The organism is Micromonospora sp. WMMD1102 (assembly GCF_029626265.1).
In the GTDB taxonomy this organism is placed as follows: Bacteria; Actinomycetota; Actinomycetes; order Mycobacteriales; family Micromonosporaceae; genus Plantactinospora.
This window is the reverse complement of sequence record NZ_JARUBN010000001.1, coordinates 2,263,421-2,279,457: the sequence shown is the minus strand read 5'-3', so window position 1 is coordinate 2,279,457 and position 16,037 is coordinate 2,263,421. Positions and strand designations below refer to the sequence as shown.

At 71.4% G+C, this 16,037-nt stretch carries 17 protein-coding genes and 1 pseudogene; 7 read left to right on the top strand and 11 right to left on the bottom strand.

Going from position 1 to position 16,037, the window contains the following annotated elements; genetic code table 11:
- Positions 1–4 precede the first annotated feature (4 nt).
- Positions 5–784 (top strand): nucleotidyltransferase domain-containing protein, encoded by a 780-nt coding sequence (locus O7626_RS10265; RefSeq protein ID WP_278066115.1) that lies wholly within the window; start codon positions 5–7, stop codon positions 782–784.
- A gap of 71 nt (positions 785–855) precedes the next feature.
- Here O7626_RS10265 and O7626_RS10260 read toward each other — a convergent pair whose 3' ends face one another.
- The 3 genes from O7626_RS10260 to O7626_RS10250 all read right to left on the bottom strand — a co-directional run bounded on the left by O7626_RS10260 (position 856) and on the right by O7626_RS10250 (position 3,267).
- On the bottom strand, positions 856–1,896 hold the full coding sequence (locus tag O7626_RS10260; RefSeq protein ID WP_278060925.1) for an SDR family oxidoreductase: 1,041 nt from the start codon (positions 1,894–1,896) through the stop codon (positions 856–858).
- A 134-nt stretch (positions 1,897–2,030) separates the two neighbouring features.
- On the bottom strand, positions 2,031–2,945 hold the full coding sequence (locus O7626_RS10255) for a hypothetical protein (protein ID WP_278060924.1): 915 nt from the start codon (positions 2,943–2,945) through the stop codon (positions 2,031–2,033).
- 142 nt (positions 2,946–3,087) lie between these two features.
- Positions 3,088–3,267 carry a DUF397 domain-containing protein gene (locus O7626_RS10250; RefSeq protein WP_278060923.1) on the bottom strand — a complete coding sequence of 60 codons (180 nt, stop codon included), beginning with the start codon at positions 3,265–3,267 and terminating at the stop codon, positions 3,088–3,090.
- 472 nt (positions 3,268–3,739) lie between these two features.
- On the opposite strand from O7626_RS10250, the gene O7626_RS10245 reads away from it, so the two are divergent.
- A complete protein-coding gene (locus tag O7626_RS10245) occupies positions 3,740–4,534 on the top strand; it encodes a protein phosphatase 2C domain-containing protein (RefSeq protein ID WP_278060922.1) in 795 nt (264 codons plus the stop codon).
- A gap of 59 nt (positions 4,535–4,593) precedes the next feature.
- Here O7626_RS10245 and O7626_RS10240 read toward each other — a convergent pair whose 3' ends face one another.
- A complete protein-coding gene (locus O7626_RS10240; protein WP_278060921.1) occupies positions 4,594–4,932 on the bottom strand; it encodes a hypothetical protein in 339 nt (112 codons plus the stop codon).
- Positions 4,933–4,942: 10 nt separating this feature from the next.
- A pseudogene (locus O7626_RS10235) lies at positions 4,943–5,458 on the bottom strand (DJ-1/PfpI family protein); the annotation flags it as partial.
- Here O7626_RS10235 and O7626_RS10230 point away from each other — a divergent pair.
- Both O7626_RS10230 and O7626_RS10225 read left to right on the top strand, forming a co-directional pair.
- Positions 5,441–6,367, top strand: a complete 927-nt coding sequence (locus O7626_RS10230; protein ID WP_278060920.1) for a helix-turn-helix domain-containing protein — start codon at positions 5,441–5,443, stop codon at positions 6,365–6,367. The pseudogene O7626_RS10235 and the gene O7626_RS10230 sit on opposite strands and share 18 nt — an antisense overlap.
- Before the next feature lie 128 nt (positions 6,368–6,495).
- Positions 6,496–7,341, top strand: coding sequence for an SAM-dependent methyltransferase (locus tag O7626_RS10225; protein ID WP_278060919.1), 846 nt, complete (start codon positions 6,496–6,498; stop codon positions 7,339–7,341).
- Positions 7,342–7,391: 50 nt separating this feature from the next.
- On the opposite strand, the gene O7626_RS10220 is transcribed toward O7626_RS10225, so the two are convergent.
- Positions 7,392–8,759 (bottom strand): LacI family DNA-binding transcriptional regulator, encoded by a 1,368-nt coding sequence (locus O7626_RS10220; protein WP_278060918.1) that lies wholly within the window; start codon positions 8,757–8,759, stop codon positions 7,392–7,394.
- Positions 8,760–9,192: 433 nt separating this feature from the next.
- Here O7626_RS10220 and O7626_RS10215 point away from each other — a divergent pair, with 433 nt between their 5' ends.
- The 3 genes from O7626_RS10215 (at position 9,193) to O7626_RS10205 (ending at position 11,773) form a co-directional block, all read left to right on the top strand.
- Positions 9,193–10,896 (top strand): cellulose binding domain-containing protein, encoded by a 1,704-nt coding sequence (locus O7626_RS10215; RefSeq protein WP_278060917.1) that lies wholly within the window; start codon positions 9,193–9,195, stop codon positions 10,894–10,896.
- 215 nt (positions 10,897–11,111) lie between these two features.
- On the top strand, positions 11,112–11,570 hold the full coding sequence (locus tag O7626_RS10210) for a nitroreductase family protein (protein ID WP_278060916.1): 459 nt from the start codon (positions 11,112–11,114) through the stop codon (positions 11,568–11,570).
- The gene (locus O7626_RS10205) at positions 11,522–11,773 is read left to right on the top strand and encodes a nitroreductase family protein (protein ID WP_278060915.1); all 252 of its coding nucleotides are present in this window, start codon (positions 11,522–11,524) and stop codon (positions 11,771–11,773) included. The genes O7626_RS10210 and O7626_RS10205 overlap by 49 nt, the downstream gene beginning before the upstream one ends.
- Positions 11,774–11,893: 120 nt before the next feature.
- Here the strand turns inward: O7626_RS10205 and O7626_RS10200 are convergent, their stop codons facing one another.
- The 5 genes from O7626_RS10200 to O7626_RS10180 form a co-directional block, all read right to left on the bottom strand.
- Complete coding sequence (locus O7626_RS10200) at positions 11,894–12,514, bottom strand: DUF4241 domain-containing protein (RefSeq protein WP_278060914.1); 621 nt, start codon at positions 12,512–12,514, stop codon at positions 11,894–11,896.
- 456 nt (positions 12,515–12,970) lie between these two features.
- A complete protein-coding gene (locus O7626_RS10195) occupies positions 12,971–13,768 on the bottom strand; it encodes a ThiF family adenylyltransferase (RefSeq protein WP_278060913.1) in 798 nt (265 codons plus the stop codon).
- A 604-nt stretch (positions 13,769–14,372) separates the two neighbouring features.
- The gene (locus tag O7626_RS10190; RefSeq protein ID WP_278060912.1) at positions 14,373–14,624 is read right to left on the bottom strand and encodes a hypothetical protein; all 252 of its coding nucleotides are present in this window, start codon (positions 14,622–14,624) and stop codon (positions 14,373–14,375) included.
- Positions 14,621–14,779: a hypothetical protein gene (locus O7626_RS10185; RefSeq protein WP_278060911.1), complete on the bottom strand. Its 159-nt coding sequence runs from the start codon at positions 14,777–14,779 to the stop codon at positions 14,621–14,623. The genes O7626_RS10190 and O7626_RS10185 overlap by 4 nt, the downstream gene beginning before the upstream one ends.
- An 87-nt stretch (positions 14,780–14,866) precedes the next feature.
- Positions 14,867–15,985, bottom strand: a complete 1,119-nt coding sequence (locus O7626_RS10180; protein WP_278060910.1) for a helix-turn-helix transcriptional regulator — start codon at positions 15,983–15,985, stop codon at positions 14,867–14,869.
- Positions 15,986–16,037: the final 52 nt, after the last annotated feature.

Here is a 16,037-nt window from a genome sequence, read left to right as displayed (position 1 = left end):
CGACATGACCCGGCTGGACCCGGCCACCCTGTGCGAAGTCGTGGCCGACCAGCCGTACCCGTTGCTCTTCGCCACAGTCTCCGGCGCGCATCTCTACGGCTTCCCGTCCCGGGACTCCGACGTCGACCTGCGCGGCGCCCACCTGCTGCCGGCCGTCGAGGTGGTCGGGCTCCGGCAGGGGCCGGCCACACTGGACCGGAGCTGGACCCGGCACGGGGTCGAGATCGACCTGGTCACCCACGACGCGGCGAAGTTCGCCCGGATGCTGCTACAGCGCAACGGATATGTCCTGGAACAGTTGCTCTCCCCACTCGTCGTGCTCACCGGCGAGGCACACGCCGAACTGGTCGCTCTGGCGCCCGGTTGCCTCACCCGGCACCACGCGCACCACTATCTGGGCTTCGCGCAGACCCAGCGCCGGCTTCACGACCGCACCGGGGAACTCAAGCCGCTGCTCTACACGTTCCGGACCTTGCTCACCGGCATCCACCTGATGCGGACCGGCCGGCTGGTGGCCCACCTGCCGACCCTGGCGGCGGAACTGGCCGAGGCGCCGGCTTATCTCGGCACACTGGTCGCGGCGAAGGCGGCCGGCGAGCACGACCGGCTCGCCGGAGTTCCCGACGCGCCCGGCGTCGACCGGCTCGGCACCGACCTCGTGGCCCTGGAGTCGGTGCTGGACCACGCGCGGCAGGCATCCCGGCTGCCCGAGCGACCGACGGCAGAACCGGCCCTGCACGACCTGCTGGTCCGGATCCGGCTGGCCGCGGTGCCCGGACGTTAGTCCTGGCGAACCGTCCTGGCGCGGCCCGCTCAGGGAGTCAGCGGCCAGGGCACCAGGTTGCTGTTCGGAGGTCAGTCCTCCTGGCCGGTCCCGACCAGGTCACGGATCCGGTACGCCTGCACCAGCCGGTCGTGCAGCGCGTCCAGCCGGACGTCGACGCGCTGCCGGGCCGGGTCGGCGTCGTGCCAGTCGACGATCTCCCGCGCACCCCGGCTGAACGGCACCGTCGCCACGAAGTCCGGCACCAGCCGGCGCAGCTTGCTGTTGTCGAAGACCATCGAGTGCGCCTTGTCGCCGAGCAGCGCCGCACCCCACTCGGGGTCCGCGGCGGCGATCGTCTCCGACGGCACGTGCACGATCCGGGCCGGCACCCCGGCCGCCGCCGCCAGCGTCTCGGCGATCTGGTTCCAGGTGAGCACCTCGTCGGAGGTGATGTGGAAGACGTCCCCGATCGCGGCCGGATGCCCGAGCAGCGGCACGAATCCCCGGGCGAAGTCCGTGTGGTGGGTGAGTGTCCACAGTGACGTCCCGTCGCCGTGTACGACGATCTCCCGGCCCCTGCGCATCCGGTCGAGCACCGTCCAGCCGCCGTCGAACGGCACCAGGGTCCGGTCGTAGGTGTGCGACGGGCGCACGATGGTGGCCGGGAACCCGTCCTCCCGGTACGCCCGGACGAGCAGGTCCTCACACGCGATCTTGTCCCGGGAGTACCGCCAGTACGGGTTGCGCAGCGGCGTCGACTCCACGATCGGCAGCCGGGCCGGCGGGGTCTGGTAGGCCGACGCCGAGCTGACGAAGACGTACTGGCCGGTCCGGTCCCGGAACAGTTCCGTGCTGGTGCGCAGGTGTGCCGGGGTGAAGGCGATCCAGTCGACCACCGCGTCGAACTCCCGACCACCGAGGGTGGCCCGTACGGAGTCCGGGTCGCGGATGTCGGCCCGCAGCACCCTGACCTCGGGCGGCAGCGGCCGCCGGGTGGTGGTGCCCCGGTTGAGCACAGTCAGCTCGATCCCACGTTCGACGGCGAGCCGGGAACAGGCGGAGCTGATGATCCCGCTGCCGCCGACGAAGAGAACCCTGCGGGCGCTGATGCCGCCACCTCCTGTGCTCACCGCCGGCCCGGCGGAACGCTGGCGCACCGGCCGCCCGGAACGTGTGCCGGTCTCACCGCCTCTGGAAGGCTGTCAGTATGGCCGCTCACCGGTCCGGGCCACAACGCGCGGAGTCGCGTCGGGACGGAGACCGGTCAGGAGCAGTCGAACCGGTAGTCGAACGGGCGCTCCGGGCAGGACGGGCAGACGAACAGGTAGATGCCGCCGGCGTCACCGAGCATGATCCCGGCCGGGTTCTGCACCGCCCGCCACGGGTGGTCGTCGTCGCCGTCGAACGACCAGCCGGTCATCGCGGGCCGGTCCTCCACCGGAATCCACCGCTTCTCGTCGCCGCGGCTGAACTCCCAACTCGCGATGGTGAGCAGATGGCTCATGCCGGTACCGCATTCGCAGACCGGCCAGTCGGGACTCTGGGTCCAGCCGGGATAGCCGCCGACCTTGGTCCCGGACGCCTCCGACAGGTCGTACTCGTACTGCCAGCCCGTTCGCTCCGCCACCCGCCGTACGGTGTCGTCGATCTGTCCCCACACCTCGGGTGGCAGGTCGTGGCTGGGATATTCGACGACCGGCTCGGGGTCGACGGTGCAGGGATCCGGGACCAGTGCAGGGTCGGCGTCCTCGTGCGGCGTCGGCATCGTCTCGCGGCGGGTGCCGACGTCCGCGCGTCGCCGCCACCGCAGATGCGGCCGGGGCGAATACCACGGTTGGTGGTCGAACGGGCACCAGAGCACCTGCAACATGTCAGTCCCGGCGGGAAACGGCAGGTCCGGCACGTCGGCGGCGAAGATCTGGAGCACTGGTACCAGCGGTCCCCGCGCGGGATCGTCCGGGCCGGCGTCGAGGTGGTCCTCGGGATGTTCGCCGCCGCACCCGGGCCATGGTTCGTCGGCGGGCCACAGCAGCGGCCCGCCGACCGAACTCTGCTCGACCCCGGGCGACCCCTTGCGGGGGTGCAGCCGGGTCGCCACCCGCGCGAACGGGACGACCTGTGGAAACACCTCGGCCATCTCGATCGGGCTGGCGACGGTGGTGTGTCGGGCGACCGTCACGACCGAGGACCCTACCCGCCGCAGGCCGGGACGGCCGGGGCCGCTCTGCGAGAGCGTCCCCGGGGCCCGCTCCTGGACCGGGTGGCCGCACGGGAGGTGCGGACCGGGTCAGGGGTGGACCCGGGTCAGGGGTGGACCCGGGTCAGTGCTGCTTCGCCAGGCTGACGAACGCCCGCCACGCGCCCGGCCCGAAGGTGAGCGTTCCGCCGTCCCGGTCCTTGGTGTCCCGGACCAGCACCCGGCCGGGAAGGTTGTCGGCCACCTCGACGCACGCGCCGCCGTTAGTGTTGCTGCGGGTCGACTTCCGCCACTTGGGGGTCATAGCTCTTTCGCCATCCTCATCAGCAAGTCCCGAGACATGTCCCGAGGTAGTGCTACCGAGCGTATCGCGTCCCAGGCCCGCACCAACGCGGCAACCCGATCCGGGTCGGTGATCACACGGCCCGCCGCCTGGTCTTCGAGGTACGCCACGTCGTTTCCGCCTGGCAGGGACGCCAGGACCAGCGGCCCGGTCTGTCCGACGTACAGACCGCTAGATCATCCACTGGGTTCCGCGCCGACGATGACCAGCTTGCCTCATCGCCCGACACCCACCCCGGGTCGCCAGTTCGCTCCCGGTAGCGGCGGCTCGGGTGGGCGCGGCCCGCCCGTCGTCGGGCTCAGCGGATCGTGGCGGGCGAGGCGACGCCGATCCCGGTCGGGTACACCTGACCGACGGCGCCGGGCGTACCCCGGGATTGTTAGCGTCGATCCGTGCACCGGCGGGAGGGCGGCGGCGGAACGTGCGGGTGACGATGACGAGTGTCCCGGCCCGGCCCGGCCGGGTGAACGAGGACTTCACCGGAGCCGTGCCGGGCGCGGCGGTGATCCTCGACGGCGCAGGCATCCCCGGTAGCGGATCGGTCTGCCGGCACGGCGTCGCCTGGTACGCCCACCGCCTCGGCGGCACCCTGCTCGGCCGGCTGGCGCTGATCCCGGACGGCCGCCCCGCACCCAGCCTTCCGGCGCTGCTCGCCGAGGCGATCGACCGGGTGACGGACGAGCACCGGGACAGCTGCGACGTCGCCGACCCGGTCAGCCCGTCGGCGACGGTGGCCATGCTGCGGGTCCGCGGCGGCGTCGTCGAGCACCTGGTGCTCGGTGACTCGACAGTCGTAATCGACCGGGTGGACGGGCCGCCGCTGGTCGTCACCGATCCGCGCGAGGTGGTGATCAGCCGGTCGTACGAGGCCAGGCTCGGGGCCACCGTGCCCGGTGGCGACGAATACCGGCGGCTGCTGCGGGAGCTGCGCGGCCACCGGAACCGACCGGGCGGCTTCTGGGTGGCCAAGGACGATCCGAGGGCGGCGGACGAGGCGGTCACCGGAAGCTGTCCGGCCGCCGAGCTGACGGGGGCCGTCCTGCTCAGCAACGGCGCCAGCCGGATCGTGCAGCGGTTCGGGCTCGCCGACTGGCCGGAGACGCTGACCGTCCTGGCGTCGAGCGGACCTGCCGAGATCATCCGTCGGGTCCGCCGGGCCGAGGCCGAGCAGGCGGTGCCGGCGGACGACGCGTCGATCGCGCACTGCACCGATCTCGGCACGGCCTGACCCCCGGACGGCCTGACCCCGGAGCGGGTTCGGGAACGGGCTGTCCGCTCCGGGACCGGCTATCCGCCTCGGGTCGGGCGCTCGGCTTGCCCGGCTCGGCGACGGGTGCCGGTGACCGTGCTGCGGGGCAGTCGCCCGGCCCGGGAGTGGCCGGTGAGAGCGTCACCGTCCACCACGACGTCGAAGTCGAGGTTGAGGCGCATCGGACGGGTCACCGACTGCCGCCAGGTCACCCGGGGACCGTCGCAGACGATCGCGTCGAGGGGTACGGTCTCCGCCCGCGTCGACGCGCTGCCGGCCAGACCGCTGCCGCCGTCGTCGGTGAAGACGAAGACCGCGCTCAGCGTCCCGATCGGCGTCTTCAGCTGGACGTCCCAGGTGCCGAGGATCGGAGGCACGACACTCCCCTCAGACCGTGACGGGCGTACGGCCGCTGTCGCGCCACACCACGCCGCGCCGCTCGTACTCGAACAGGGTCTCGACCGCGTGCGCGACGCGCGGGCCGAACTCGCGCTCCAGGAGGTGGAGGCCGAGGTCCAGGCCGGAGGTGACCCCGCCGGCGCTGACCAGGTCGCCGTCGTCGACGACGCGGGCCGGCACGGCGCGCACCCCCGTCGCGTCGAGCACGTCCATCCCCAGCACGTGGGTCACCGCGTGGCGGCCCTCGATCAGGCCCGCCATGGCCAGGGCGAGCGATCCGCCGCAGACGGCCGCGACAGTCACCTCGGGGTTGCGCAGCGCGGCGCGCAGCAGGGGCACCGCCGCCGAGTCCGCGAACCGGGCGAGCAGCACCGGGATCGTCGCCACCTGGTCCGGGTCGCCGACGGTGGGTCCGCTGGCGCCGGGCACCACGACGTAGCCCGGCCGGTCGGGGTCCAGCCTGGCGGTCGCCCGCAGCGTCAGGCCATGAGTACCGCTGACCACCTCGCGCGGACCCTCGGCGGCGACCAGCTCCACCGCCAGGGCGCCGCCGGCCCCCTGTGGCTCGCCGTCGAGCACGGCCTCGACGCGCTCGCCAGCGCCGACACCGTGATCGTGCCCGGCAGGTACGACCCGGCCGCGCGGCTGCCCGCCCCGGCACTCGACGCGCTGCGGGCCGCCGCAGCCGCCGGCACCCGCATCGCCTCGATCTGCGTGGGCGCCTTCACGCTGGCCGCGGCCGGGCTGCTCGACCACCGGCGGGCCACCACGCACTGGGCCGCCGCACCGCAACTGCGCACGGCCTTCCCGGCCGTACGGGTGGACCCCGAGGTGTTGTATGTCGACACCGGGCAGATCGTCACCTCGGCCGGGGCGACCGCGGGGGTGGACATGTGTCTGCACCTCGTACGCCGCGACTACGGCGCCGCGGTCGCCGCCGACGCGTCGCGGCAGGCCGTCGCTCCGCTGCACCGCGACGGCGGCCAGGCGCAGTTCATCGTGCGCCCCCGCGCGGAAACCGCCAGGACCGGCCTGGACGCCGTCCTAGAGTGGCTGGACGCCCACGCCCTCGGCGAGGTGAGCCTGGCCGACGTGGCGGCGCAGGCCGGGCTCAGCCCGCGTACGCTCAACCGCCGCTTCCACGAGGAGACCGGTCGCACCCCGATGCAGTGGGTCACCGGCGTGCGCATCCGACGGGCCCAGGAACTCCTGGAGACCACCGACCACGGCGTCGACCGGATCGCCAACCTCGTCGGCTTCGCCTCGCCGGCCAACTTCCGGGTCCAGTTCAAGCGGCACAGCGGCGTGACACCCAACGCGTACCGGAGCACCTTCCGGGCCCGGCCACAGCCTCCCGGGCCTTCCGGCGGCCCGCCGCCCGAAGCAGCGGACGGAATCCGCGCAGGTCACTGAGAGCGGCCACCGGCACCTGTCGCCGGTAACCGACGGGGGCCGCGCCGAGCTGCCGCCCCCCGGCGCCGGTCGGCGCCGACCGTGGCGCCTACGATGGACCCGGCTTCGACGTAGGTCTGGACGTCTCGGTGCCCGATCCTGGTTCCCGGTCGCCGTCGGTGGAGGGTGTCGCCGCCCGCATCGACACGACGGTGCCACACCCGGCCCGCCGGTACGACTACCTGCTCGGCGGCAAGGACAACTTCGCCGCCGACCGCGAGTCGGCCGAGGCGATGCGGAAGGTCTATCCGACCGCCCGGATGGCCGTGCAGGAGAACGGCCGATTCCTCCGCCGGGCGGTGAGCTATCTGGCCCGGGAGGCCGGGATCCGGCAGTTCCTCGACATCGGCACCGGTATCCCCTCGGTGGACAACACCCACGAGGTCGCGCAGTCGATCGCGCCGGAGTCACGGATCGTCCACGTGGACAACGACCCCATCGTGCTGACGCACGCGCGGGCGCTGCTGACCAGCACCGCGCAGGGGCGTACCGCCTATCTGGACGCCGACCTGCGACGACCGCGGGAGATCCTCGGCCACCCGGACCTGCTCGCGACGCTCGACCTGGCGCAGCCGGTAGCGGTGCTGCTGGTGGCGATCATGCACTTCATCGTCGACGAGGACGACCCGTACGGCCTGGTCGAGGAGTTGCTCGCACCACTGCCGTCGGGCAGTGCGCTGGTGATGACCCACTTCACCAACGACTTCCTGCCGCCGGAGCTGGTGGCCAAGATCGAGGCGGCCTGGCGGGAGAACCCGGCGAACGGACAGGGCCGGGCCCGCACCGCCGAGGAGATCGGCCGCTTCTACACCGACCTGGAGCTGGTGTCGCCGGGGATCGTCCCGCTCGCCGAGTGGCGGGCCGAGTCGGAGCCGCAGCCCCGGCCCGCCGCCCGCGACGTCACCGCCTACGGCGCGGTCGGCTACAAGCCCTGACGTCAGTGGTTCGGCCCGGTGGTCCGCCGCGGGTCCGGGGCCGTTCTCGGTCATTGTCGCGCGGGCGCGGCCGTGCTGCCGCGCACGACCAGGGTCGTGGCCAGCTCGACATGGGTCTGGCTGATGGTCTCCCCGGCGGTCAGGGCCAGCACGAGCCGGGCGGCGGTGGCGCCCATCTCGGTGATCGGCTGCCGCACCGTGGTCAGCGGCGGTCCGCACCAGCCGGCGTACGAGATGTCGTCGAAGCCGACCACGCTCAGGTCGTCCGGGATGCGTAGCCCGGCCTGCCGGGCCGCCTCGTAGGCGCCGAATGCCTGGAGATCGTTGCCGCAGAGTACCGCCGTCGGTGGCTCGCCGAGGCGTAGCAGCTCAGCGGCCTGCCGGTGGCCGTCGTCGAACGAGAACCACAGTCCGGGCCGGAGCAGACGCTCGTCCAGCGGCGCGCCGCCCGCCGCGAGGGCCGCTCGCACGCCGTCCAGACGTTCCCGCGCGCACAGGCGGTCGAGCGGTCCGCTGATCACGGCGATACGTCGATGGCCCAGGGCGAGCAGGTGCTGGGCGGCGGCGAAGGCGCCACGGCGGTTGGCCGCCGCCACCGAGGGCACCGGATGCAGCGGCTCCACCGTGGGGTCCACCACCACGACAGGGATGGCGCAGGCGGCCAACAGCCCGTGCTGTTCCGGCACGACGCCCATCTGCACGGTGATCACGCCTGCCGGCCGACGCGACAGCAGGTCCCGTTCCCAGTTGCGGCCGGTCGCGGCCTCTCGCACCACGTCGGTGAAGCCGACGGCGAAGTCGCGCTCGACCACGACCTGCTTGACGCCCCGCAGCAGCTCCATAGCGACCTGGCCCAGCGCGCCGTAGAAGACCACCTCGACGCAGGCGGCCCGGGTGACCTTCTCGGGACGCCGGTAGTTCTGCCCGAGCAGCAGCTCCTCCACCCGGCGGCGGGTCTTCGGGGCCACGCCCGGACGGCCGTTGAGCACCTTCGACACCGTCGGCGGCGAGACGCCGGCCAGTCGCGCGATCGCGGCCACCGTCAGCGCACCGCGTCGCCGCCGCGGCTTCCCGCCGTCCGAGGTCGCCAGTGACGTGGCCTCGACGGCCGTGTCGCTCGACGTCACCGTATGGTCCGCCGCTCCAATGTCCGACGCTCCACTGTCAGACGCTCCGCCGCCCGGCGTCTGCGGGGGCCGTTGCCGCGAACCGCGGCGTTCGGCGACCTCCCGGAGCAGGCGAGCACGCACCCTGTCCGCCTCGTCCGCGGCGTCGGCTCCGGCGGGCACGGTCTGCACGAGGTACTGCCGCTTCTTCGACGCGGGATCGATGCCCGCGTAGACCCGGACCCGCAGCGATCCACTCGGCAGGGTCTCTATCTCGCCCCGTGCCCGCCGCTCCGCGCTTCCGGTCGCCATGCCGAAACCGTAGCGCATGGCTCCATGGATAGCTCCACATAGCTCCACGCCGTTCTGGTGCGGCCACCTGGCTCCACATCGCCCAGACGGATTGCCTCAACGGAGCGGCGCCGCGGGTTAACGAGTTCGTAACGAGGCACGTGGAGCCATTTCGGGCTCGACGCATGGAGCCATGAGAATCTGCGACAGCTCCACGAATACCGGCAGTTCCCTACTCATCGCAGTACCGGCGACGACGACGCTCGCCCCCGAAACAGTCATTGCGAAGGTAGACCGGTTCTGTCAGAGTGTGCAATCAAGGGATGGTCATCGATGGACGGTTGGCGTCGGGGCCGGGATCAGGATCAGTCCCCGTGGTGACACCAGACCGGTGCCGACCGGACCGACAGGATCGAGAAGGCGCGGATCAGCCAACAGCCCAGAAGGACGAAACATGGACCAAGATCAGAATGCGCCGGTGGTCGGCGAGCGGAGACTGCTGAGCCGCAGAACCATCCTGACGACCATGGGGGCCGTACCGGTCCTCACCGTCGCCGCGTCGGTCATGCGGGCCACGGAAGCCGCGGCCGCGACGGCGAACATCAATCCGTCGGCGCCACGACAGACGATCAAGGGCTTCGGCGCGATGACCCACGCGGGCTGGATCGGCGACCTCACAGCTGCCCAGCGGGACACGGCGTTCGGCACCGGTGAGGGCCGGCTGGGGTTCTCCATCCTGAGGATCCCCGTCGGCGAGACCCAGGCGGACTGGAGCCGCGATCTGGCGACGGCGAAGCGGGCGGTCGAACTCGGGGCCACGGTCTTCGCGTCGCCGTGGAACCCCCCGGCCAGCATGATCGAGACCTTCACCCGCGGCAGCCAGACCAACGCGAAGCGCCTCAGGTACAGCTCCTACGGCGCCTATGCCCAGTACCTGAACGACTTCACGACGTACATGCGGAACAACGGGGTGAACCTCTACAGCATCTCCGTGCAGAACGAGCCCGACTACGCGCACGACTGGACGTGGTGGACCTCCGCCGAGATGCTCCGGTTCCTGCGGGAGAACGCCGGCTCGATCAGCACCAGGGTGATGGCACCCGAGTCCTTCCAGTACGTCAAATCCATGTCGGACCCGATTCTCAACGACCCCACGGCGCTGGCCAACGTGGACATCATCGGGGCCCACCTCTACGGGACGTCCTACTCGAACTTTCCCTATCCCCTCTTCAGGCAGAAGGGGGCGGGCAAAGAGCTCTGGATGACCGAGGTCTACTACCCCAACAGCAACACCAACTCGGGCGACGCCTGGCCCGAGGCGCTCGACGTGGGCGAGCACGTGCACCGCGCGATGGTGGACGCCGAATTCCAGGCGTACGTCTGGTGGTACCTCCGTCGCAGCTACGGCCCCATGCGGGAGGACGGTCAGATAAGCAAGCGGGGCGCCATGATGGTGCACTACTCCAGGTTCGTCCGCCCCGGATACGTACGAATCGACGCCACGGCGAACCCGGCGTCGAACGTCTACGTCTCGGCGTACCGGGGCGGCGACACCGTCGTCATCGTGGCCGTCAACAAGAACACCTCGTCGGTGAGCCAGCAGTTCACCCTGTCGAACACCACGGCGTCCGGCAGTGTCTCGAACTGGCTGACCGACGGCAGCCGGACCGTCGCACCCCAGGGCGCGCTCACAATGTCGAACGGCTCCCTCACCGTCACGCTTCCGGCCCGCAGCGTGATGACCTTCGTGACCAGCGTGAGTGGTGGCCCCCAGCCGACCCCGTCGGCCACCCCCACAGCTCCGCCCACAGTCGTTCCCACCACACCCCCCGGCGGTGGGACAGGTCCCCGGCTCACCTACACCATGAACACCTGGAACTCCGGCTTCACGGCCAGCATCGGCATCACCAACACCGGCACCTCGACGATCGACGGCTGGACGCTTGCCTTCACCCTGCCCGCAGGCCAGTCCATCACCTCGGCCTGGAACGCCACCTACTCCCCCGCAAGCGGCCAGGTGAGTGTGCGTAACGTGAGCTACAACGGCACCATCGCCCCGGGGGCGACCGTCGAGTTCGGCTTCCAGGCCACCCACACCGGCAACACGGCCGAACCGAGCGCCTTCACCCTCAACGGCATTCCCTGCACCGTCGCCTGACCGACAGGCCAACGATCCCAGAGAGCGACAGGAACAGGTGCGGCCCCTCCCGCGACGGAGGGGCCGCGTCGGATGAGCGCGACAACATTGTGCACACCGGATGGACCTCGCGGTTCCGGAGCCAGGCGCGAGCCGCGTCGAGCCTCACGACGGGCCCGCTCTCCGGCAACTTCGGCCCCGGGTACGACGTGTTCGACGCTTCGTATGCTCACGCGATGGACGTCTACGATGCGGTACGGACGAGGCAGTCGATCCGCAGGTTCACCGATCGGCCCGTGGCGCGGGAACACCTGCAACGCGTCCTGGCAGCGGCGGCCAACGCTCCGTCGGGCAGCAACCTGCAGCCATGGCATGTCTACATGGTGTCTGGCGAGCCGTTGACAGAGCTGAAGAGGCGGGTGGCCGAGCGGGTGGCTGCCGGTGATCGCGGCGACGATCGCGAGTTCGCGATCTACCCGCCCGAGTTGCGCTCGCCCTACCTCGAACGATTGGCGGCGCTGGGCGAAGCCCGCTACGGCTCGCTCGGCATCGCGCGCGACGATGTCGCCACTCGGGCCCGGTTCGAGCCGAGAACTGGAACTGCTTCGGAGCCGGCACGGCACTGTTCTGCTATCTGGACCGGGACATGCCGGCACCGCGGTGGTCCGACGCGGGCATGTACCTACAGACCGTGATGCTACTGCTGCGGGCCGAGGGGCTGCACAGTTGTACCCAGGAGGCTTGGGCCGAGTACCACCGCAGTGTCGGCGATGTGATCGCGCCGCCTCCCGACCGAATGTTGTTCTGCGGCATGTCGATCGGCTTCGCCGACCCGGCGGTGGTGCATCCGCGCCCCCACCGCGCCCCGCTGTCGGAGACTGTTACGTTCCTCGGCTGAGTGGCAGCGCGTCCGTACTTCCGCACGCCACGGTCTGCGCCGCTGCCACGAACCCTGAAACGCTCGGCGGTCTGTCCGGTCAGGGCAGACCACGGGGCTGACCGAATGCCGGCGAGGCAGCTATTCGTCCTCCAGCAGGAAGTCGGTGACGAAGCAGGTGACCTCACCGTGCTCCGTGCGGCCGACCCAGGTGCGGTACGTCCCGTCGCCCTCACCCGAGGGAAACGCGACCAGGACGTTCTCGTCCCCCTCGGCGCCGGAGCAACCGTCGACCTCGCGGCGGGGTATGCCGGTCGGTCCGTCGGGCAGCCAGGCCAGATCCTCCAGGAGCGTGAGCTGCCAGTCGGACCCGGGCTCCGCCGAGAGCTGCCGGAACGTCTGTTCGTCGGTGAAACACCCGGTGCCGGCATTGACGTCGTAGCCAGTGACCTCGGCATCGCTGCCGTCGGAGATGCCTTCCGGCGACGCGCTCTCCCAGCTTGCCGCCGGCTCGTCCCGGACGACAAGTCGGGCCGCGGCGACGCGTCGGTCGGTCACCAGGAGGTCCACCCGGTAGCGGCCGGGTGGCACGACCTGGACGAAGGGGGCTGGAGGGTCGTCGTGGTTCCCGCCGAGCGGATCCGTAGCGACTATCCGACCGGTCGGCAACGACAGCCAGGTACGTTCGATCGAGGACGGTCCACCGTCGGCACCCTCGGCGGACGCGAACCGCCCGTCGTAGTCGATCGGACCCTCCTGCACGGCCCCAGCCTCTCCGCTCACCCGCCGACGCCGCCGTCGTGCCCGGGACGCGTCGGCACGCCCGAGCGCACGACGGACATCGTAGGTCATGCACATCCGACGCCGGCCCCTTCAGGTCAGGACCAGAGCCGAAGGGCTGGCCCTCGGCGGACCGGCCCTCTCCGGCAGCGAACACGCGGTTCGGGCACCGCCGACCGTGCCGGGGACGAGTCGGGCCGGTCGAACCGGGGTGGGCTGCGTTGGAGTGAGGTGGCCGAGCACGGCGGCCCTGGTCAGCTCGGCCTTGTTGCCCAGCCCGAGCTTCGCCCGGATCCGTCGTAGGTAGCCGTCGACGGTGTGGTGGCTGATCCCGAAGGCACGGGCGATCTGGCGCTGCGTGCGTGCCGCTCGTCGCGGGGCTCCCGGTGCCCGCCGGCCGAGCCCGGCCGGAGGTGCCGGTGCGGTGTCCAGCAGGCGTCAGAAACCGAAGAACGCCCGGTACGAGTCGAGCTGGAAGCGGAGCATGTGGATGCCCGGGTGGACATGCCGGCCGGCGCCCTCGGCCTCGCGCAGCAGGCGCGTCCGCTCGGGGGCCATGATGATGTCGGCGACGACGCAGTCTCGCGGCAATGATTCCGGGCTGAACGGCAGTGGGTCGTCGTCACGCAGCCCGAGTGGCGTCGCGTTCACGGCGAGGTCCACGTCCCCGCCGGGCGGCTCGTCCACGCCGACCGCCGATCCCGGGCGGCGGCTGTTCGTCCTCGACACCAGTTCGTCGCGCCGGACCCGGTCGGTATCCGAGATGCGCAGTCGAGCCACACCCGCATCGACCAGGGCCGCCGCGATCGCGCCGCCGGCACCACCGGCCCCGACCAGCGCGACCCGCCGGCCGGCCGGATCGTGCCCCGCCGCCCGCAGCCCACGGACGAATCGGACGCCGTCGACGTTGTCCGCCAGCCAACCACCGTCGGGCTCCCGCCGCAGTGCGTTGGCGCTCCCGGCGACGACCGCGGCGGGGGCCAGCCGATCGGCGTACCGGCACACCGCGATTTTGTGCGGCACGGTCACCAGTAGACCGTCCACGTTGGCCATCACCGTCAGGCCGGCGATGACCTCGCCGAGCCGGTCGGGCCGGACGTGCACCGGCACCAGCACCGCGTCGACTTCCTCCGCGGCGAAGAGCGGATTCACCAGACCGGGTGCCTTGACCTGGGTGACGGGGTCGCCCAGCACCGCGTACAGCCGGGTCGTGCCGGAGATCGGAGGAACGGTCATGTTTCCACCCCAGGTCTGTGGGCAGCTGCAGCCGTCGGAAGGAGTCGATCCGGACGACCGACGGGATCCGCGAAGAGTCCGACAGATTCCGAGGGCAAGGGTGGCACAACCTGTTCGAGTACGGGGGTACGGTGCCGGGAGGGTCAATGCCTGTCCCATCACGACCAAGGAAGCCACCCTCCGTGATCAGATCGGATCGGAGGGATTAGGCGTGGCCGTCCATGCCGGTGATCCGCCGCACCTCCTCGACCGACGGTGTTGCCGACGGGCGCAGGATCAGCACGCTGTCCGGCACCGCCGGCTCCCCGACCACCGCCAACCACGTCCCTGCGAGTTCACCCCGCCCGCAGTCCGGCAGGCCGCACGGCCGGCAGCCGTCTCCCGTGCGCGGCCAGTGCGCCGTCATCACCTGCCGGGCCAACACGGTGACGAGCCGGCGCCGCTCCGGGTCCGGGCCGACCAGCCGGTCGGTGATGACGACCCAGAGCGGCGGTCGGGCACCACGAGCCCCGGCAGCCGTTGCAGTCCCGACCCTCAGCGTGCGCGGTGATCGTGGTCCAGGCCCAGTCGACGGCCAGGCCGGGCGCGGACTCCGGGACCATGCTCATCGGACCCGCTCCAGCGCCGCGCGTACGTCCCCGGCGGTGACCGCCGCCGGCAGCGTCCCGCCGAGCAGCACCCGCACGGCGTGCTCCCGGCGGTGTACCTCACTGGCCCAGGCCCAGAGCGGACACCCGTCCGGCCCGCACCGGGCACATTCCCTCAGTGCGTGCGTACCGAGAACCAAGCGGGCGAACACGCACTCGACCGGGACCGGCCACTCCACCGTCAGCCAGCGCCACACGTGCCCGATCACCGGTCCGGTCCTGCCACCCGCACCCACCGGTGCAGGGCGGGATCCCATCGGTAGTCCTTGACCTGGTTTATCCGGCTCCAGATCCAGCCACGGGTACGCCACATGATCACGGTGTCACCTCCGGGTACGCCACAACGCTCCGGAACGCAGGTCACGGTTCCACACGTAGGGTGACCCCGACGACTACGCGGGCGATAGACAGCGGCAGTCAGCAGCCGCGTTTGCTGACGGAGCTGACAGGCTTACAGACCGCGGCGTTCCAGTTCGGCCGCTCGATGGGCCAACCGTGCCGACTGCGTGACCTCTGCGATCGACGCGGCATCCATCACCGCGGCGCCTGCCTTGTCGCGCTCCCCGGCGGCAGCGTGGGCCAGACCGAGGTGTACGAGGTAGTCACCCACCCACTCCGCTCGCCGGGCACCCGCTTCCAGGGTGTCCAGGCCGGATGTCAACGCCTCGATGGCCTCGGCGTGGCGGCCGCCGACCTGAAGCGCAAGCCCCTGCTCAAGCCGGAAGAAGGCCGGCGTCCGGTAGTAGTGCCACGCTGGCGTCGGGCCGTTGTGCTCGACCGCCTCGGCGGCCAGGTCGGCACCGGCCCGCAACGCCTCATCGGTGGCCCGGTCGTCGCCCGCCAGCGCGTACCCACGGGCAAGTTGGTAGTGGTCGTACGCCCGCTGCCCGATGTACGCGCGTGTGTCCCGTAGCGACGCCTCGGTCAGGCCGATCAGCGCGCCGACGTCCCCGGCCAGCCAGGCCCGGTGCCCCTTGTAGCTGAGGACTGTCGTCAGCATCTCGTAGTCGCCGGTCTCGGCAGCCCACCCGCACGCCTGGTCCAGCAGCACGCCTGCCGGGTCGAGCTGCCCGGACGCCATGTGCAGCCAAGCGGCGAACTGCGCCCACTGGGCGGCGAGGTCGAGCACCCGGGTGCGCAGCGGCGGTCGGGTCGCGTCGAGAGCCCGGCGGACGATGTCCAGGTGACTCATGGTCGGGCCGATCAGCGGTGCGGATCCGATCGCGTCGTCGAGTCGGCGTTGTTGGCCGGGGATGGTTCGCAGCGCGTCGACAGCGGACCCGTCCACGCTGCCCGGTCGGGCCGCGACCCAGTCGATGCGGCCGGCGGTGTCAGGGTCGAGCACGGTGTCGTTGACGAGCGTCGTCAGGGTGTCGCCGGAGTGGAGGGCGACGTCCAGGCGCTCGGCGACGTCGACGCCTCCGGGCCGCTTGCGGCCGGTCTCCAACTCCCAGAGGTAGGTGTGTGAGTAGCGGGTGACCTCGGCGAGTTGACGAAGCGTCAGGCCGCTCTGTTCACGCAGGCGGCGTAGCTCGGGACCGAACCTCGGGTCTACCGTGACGGATCGCATAGCCATCTCCCAGGTAAGGCTGGGGGTGTGGCGACCCAGGCCCTACCCCGGG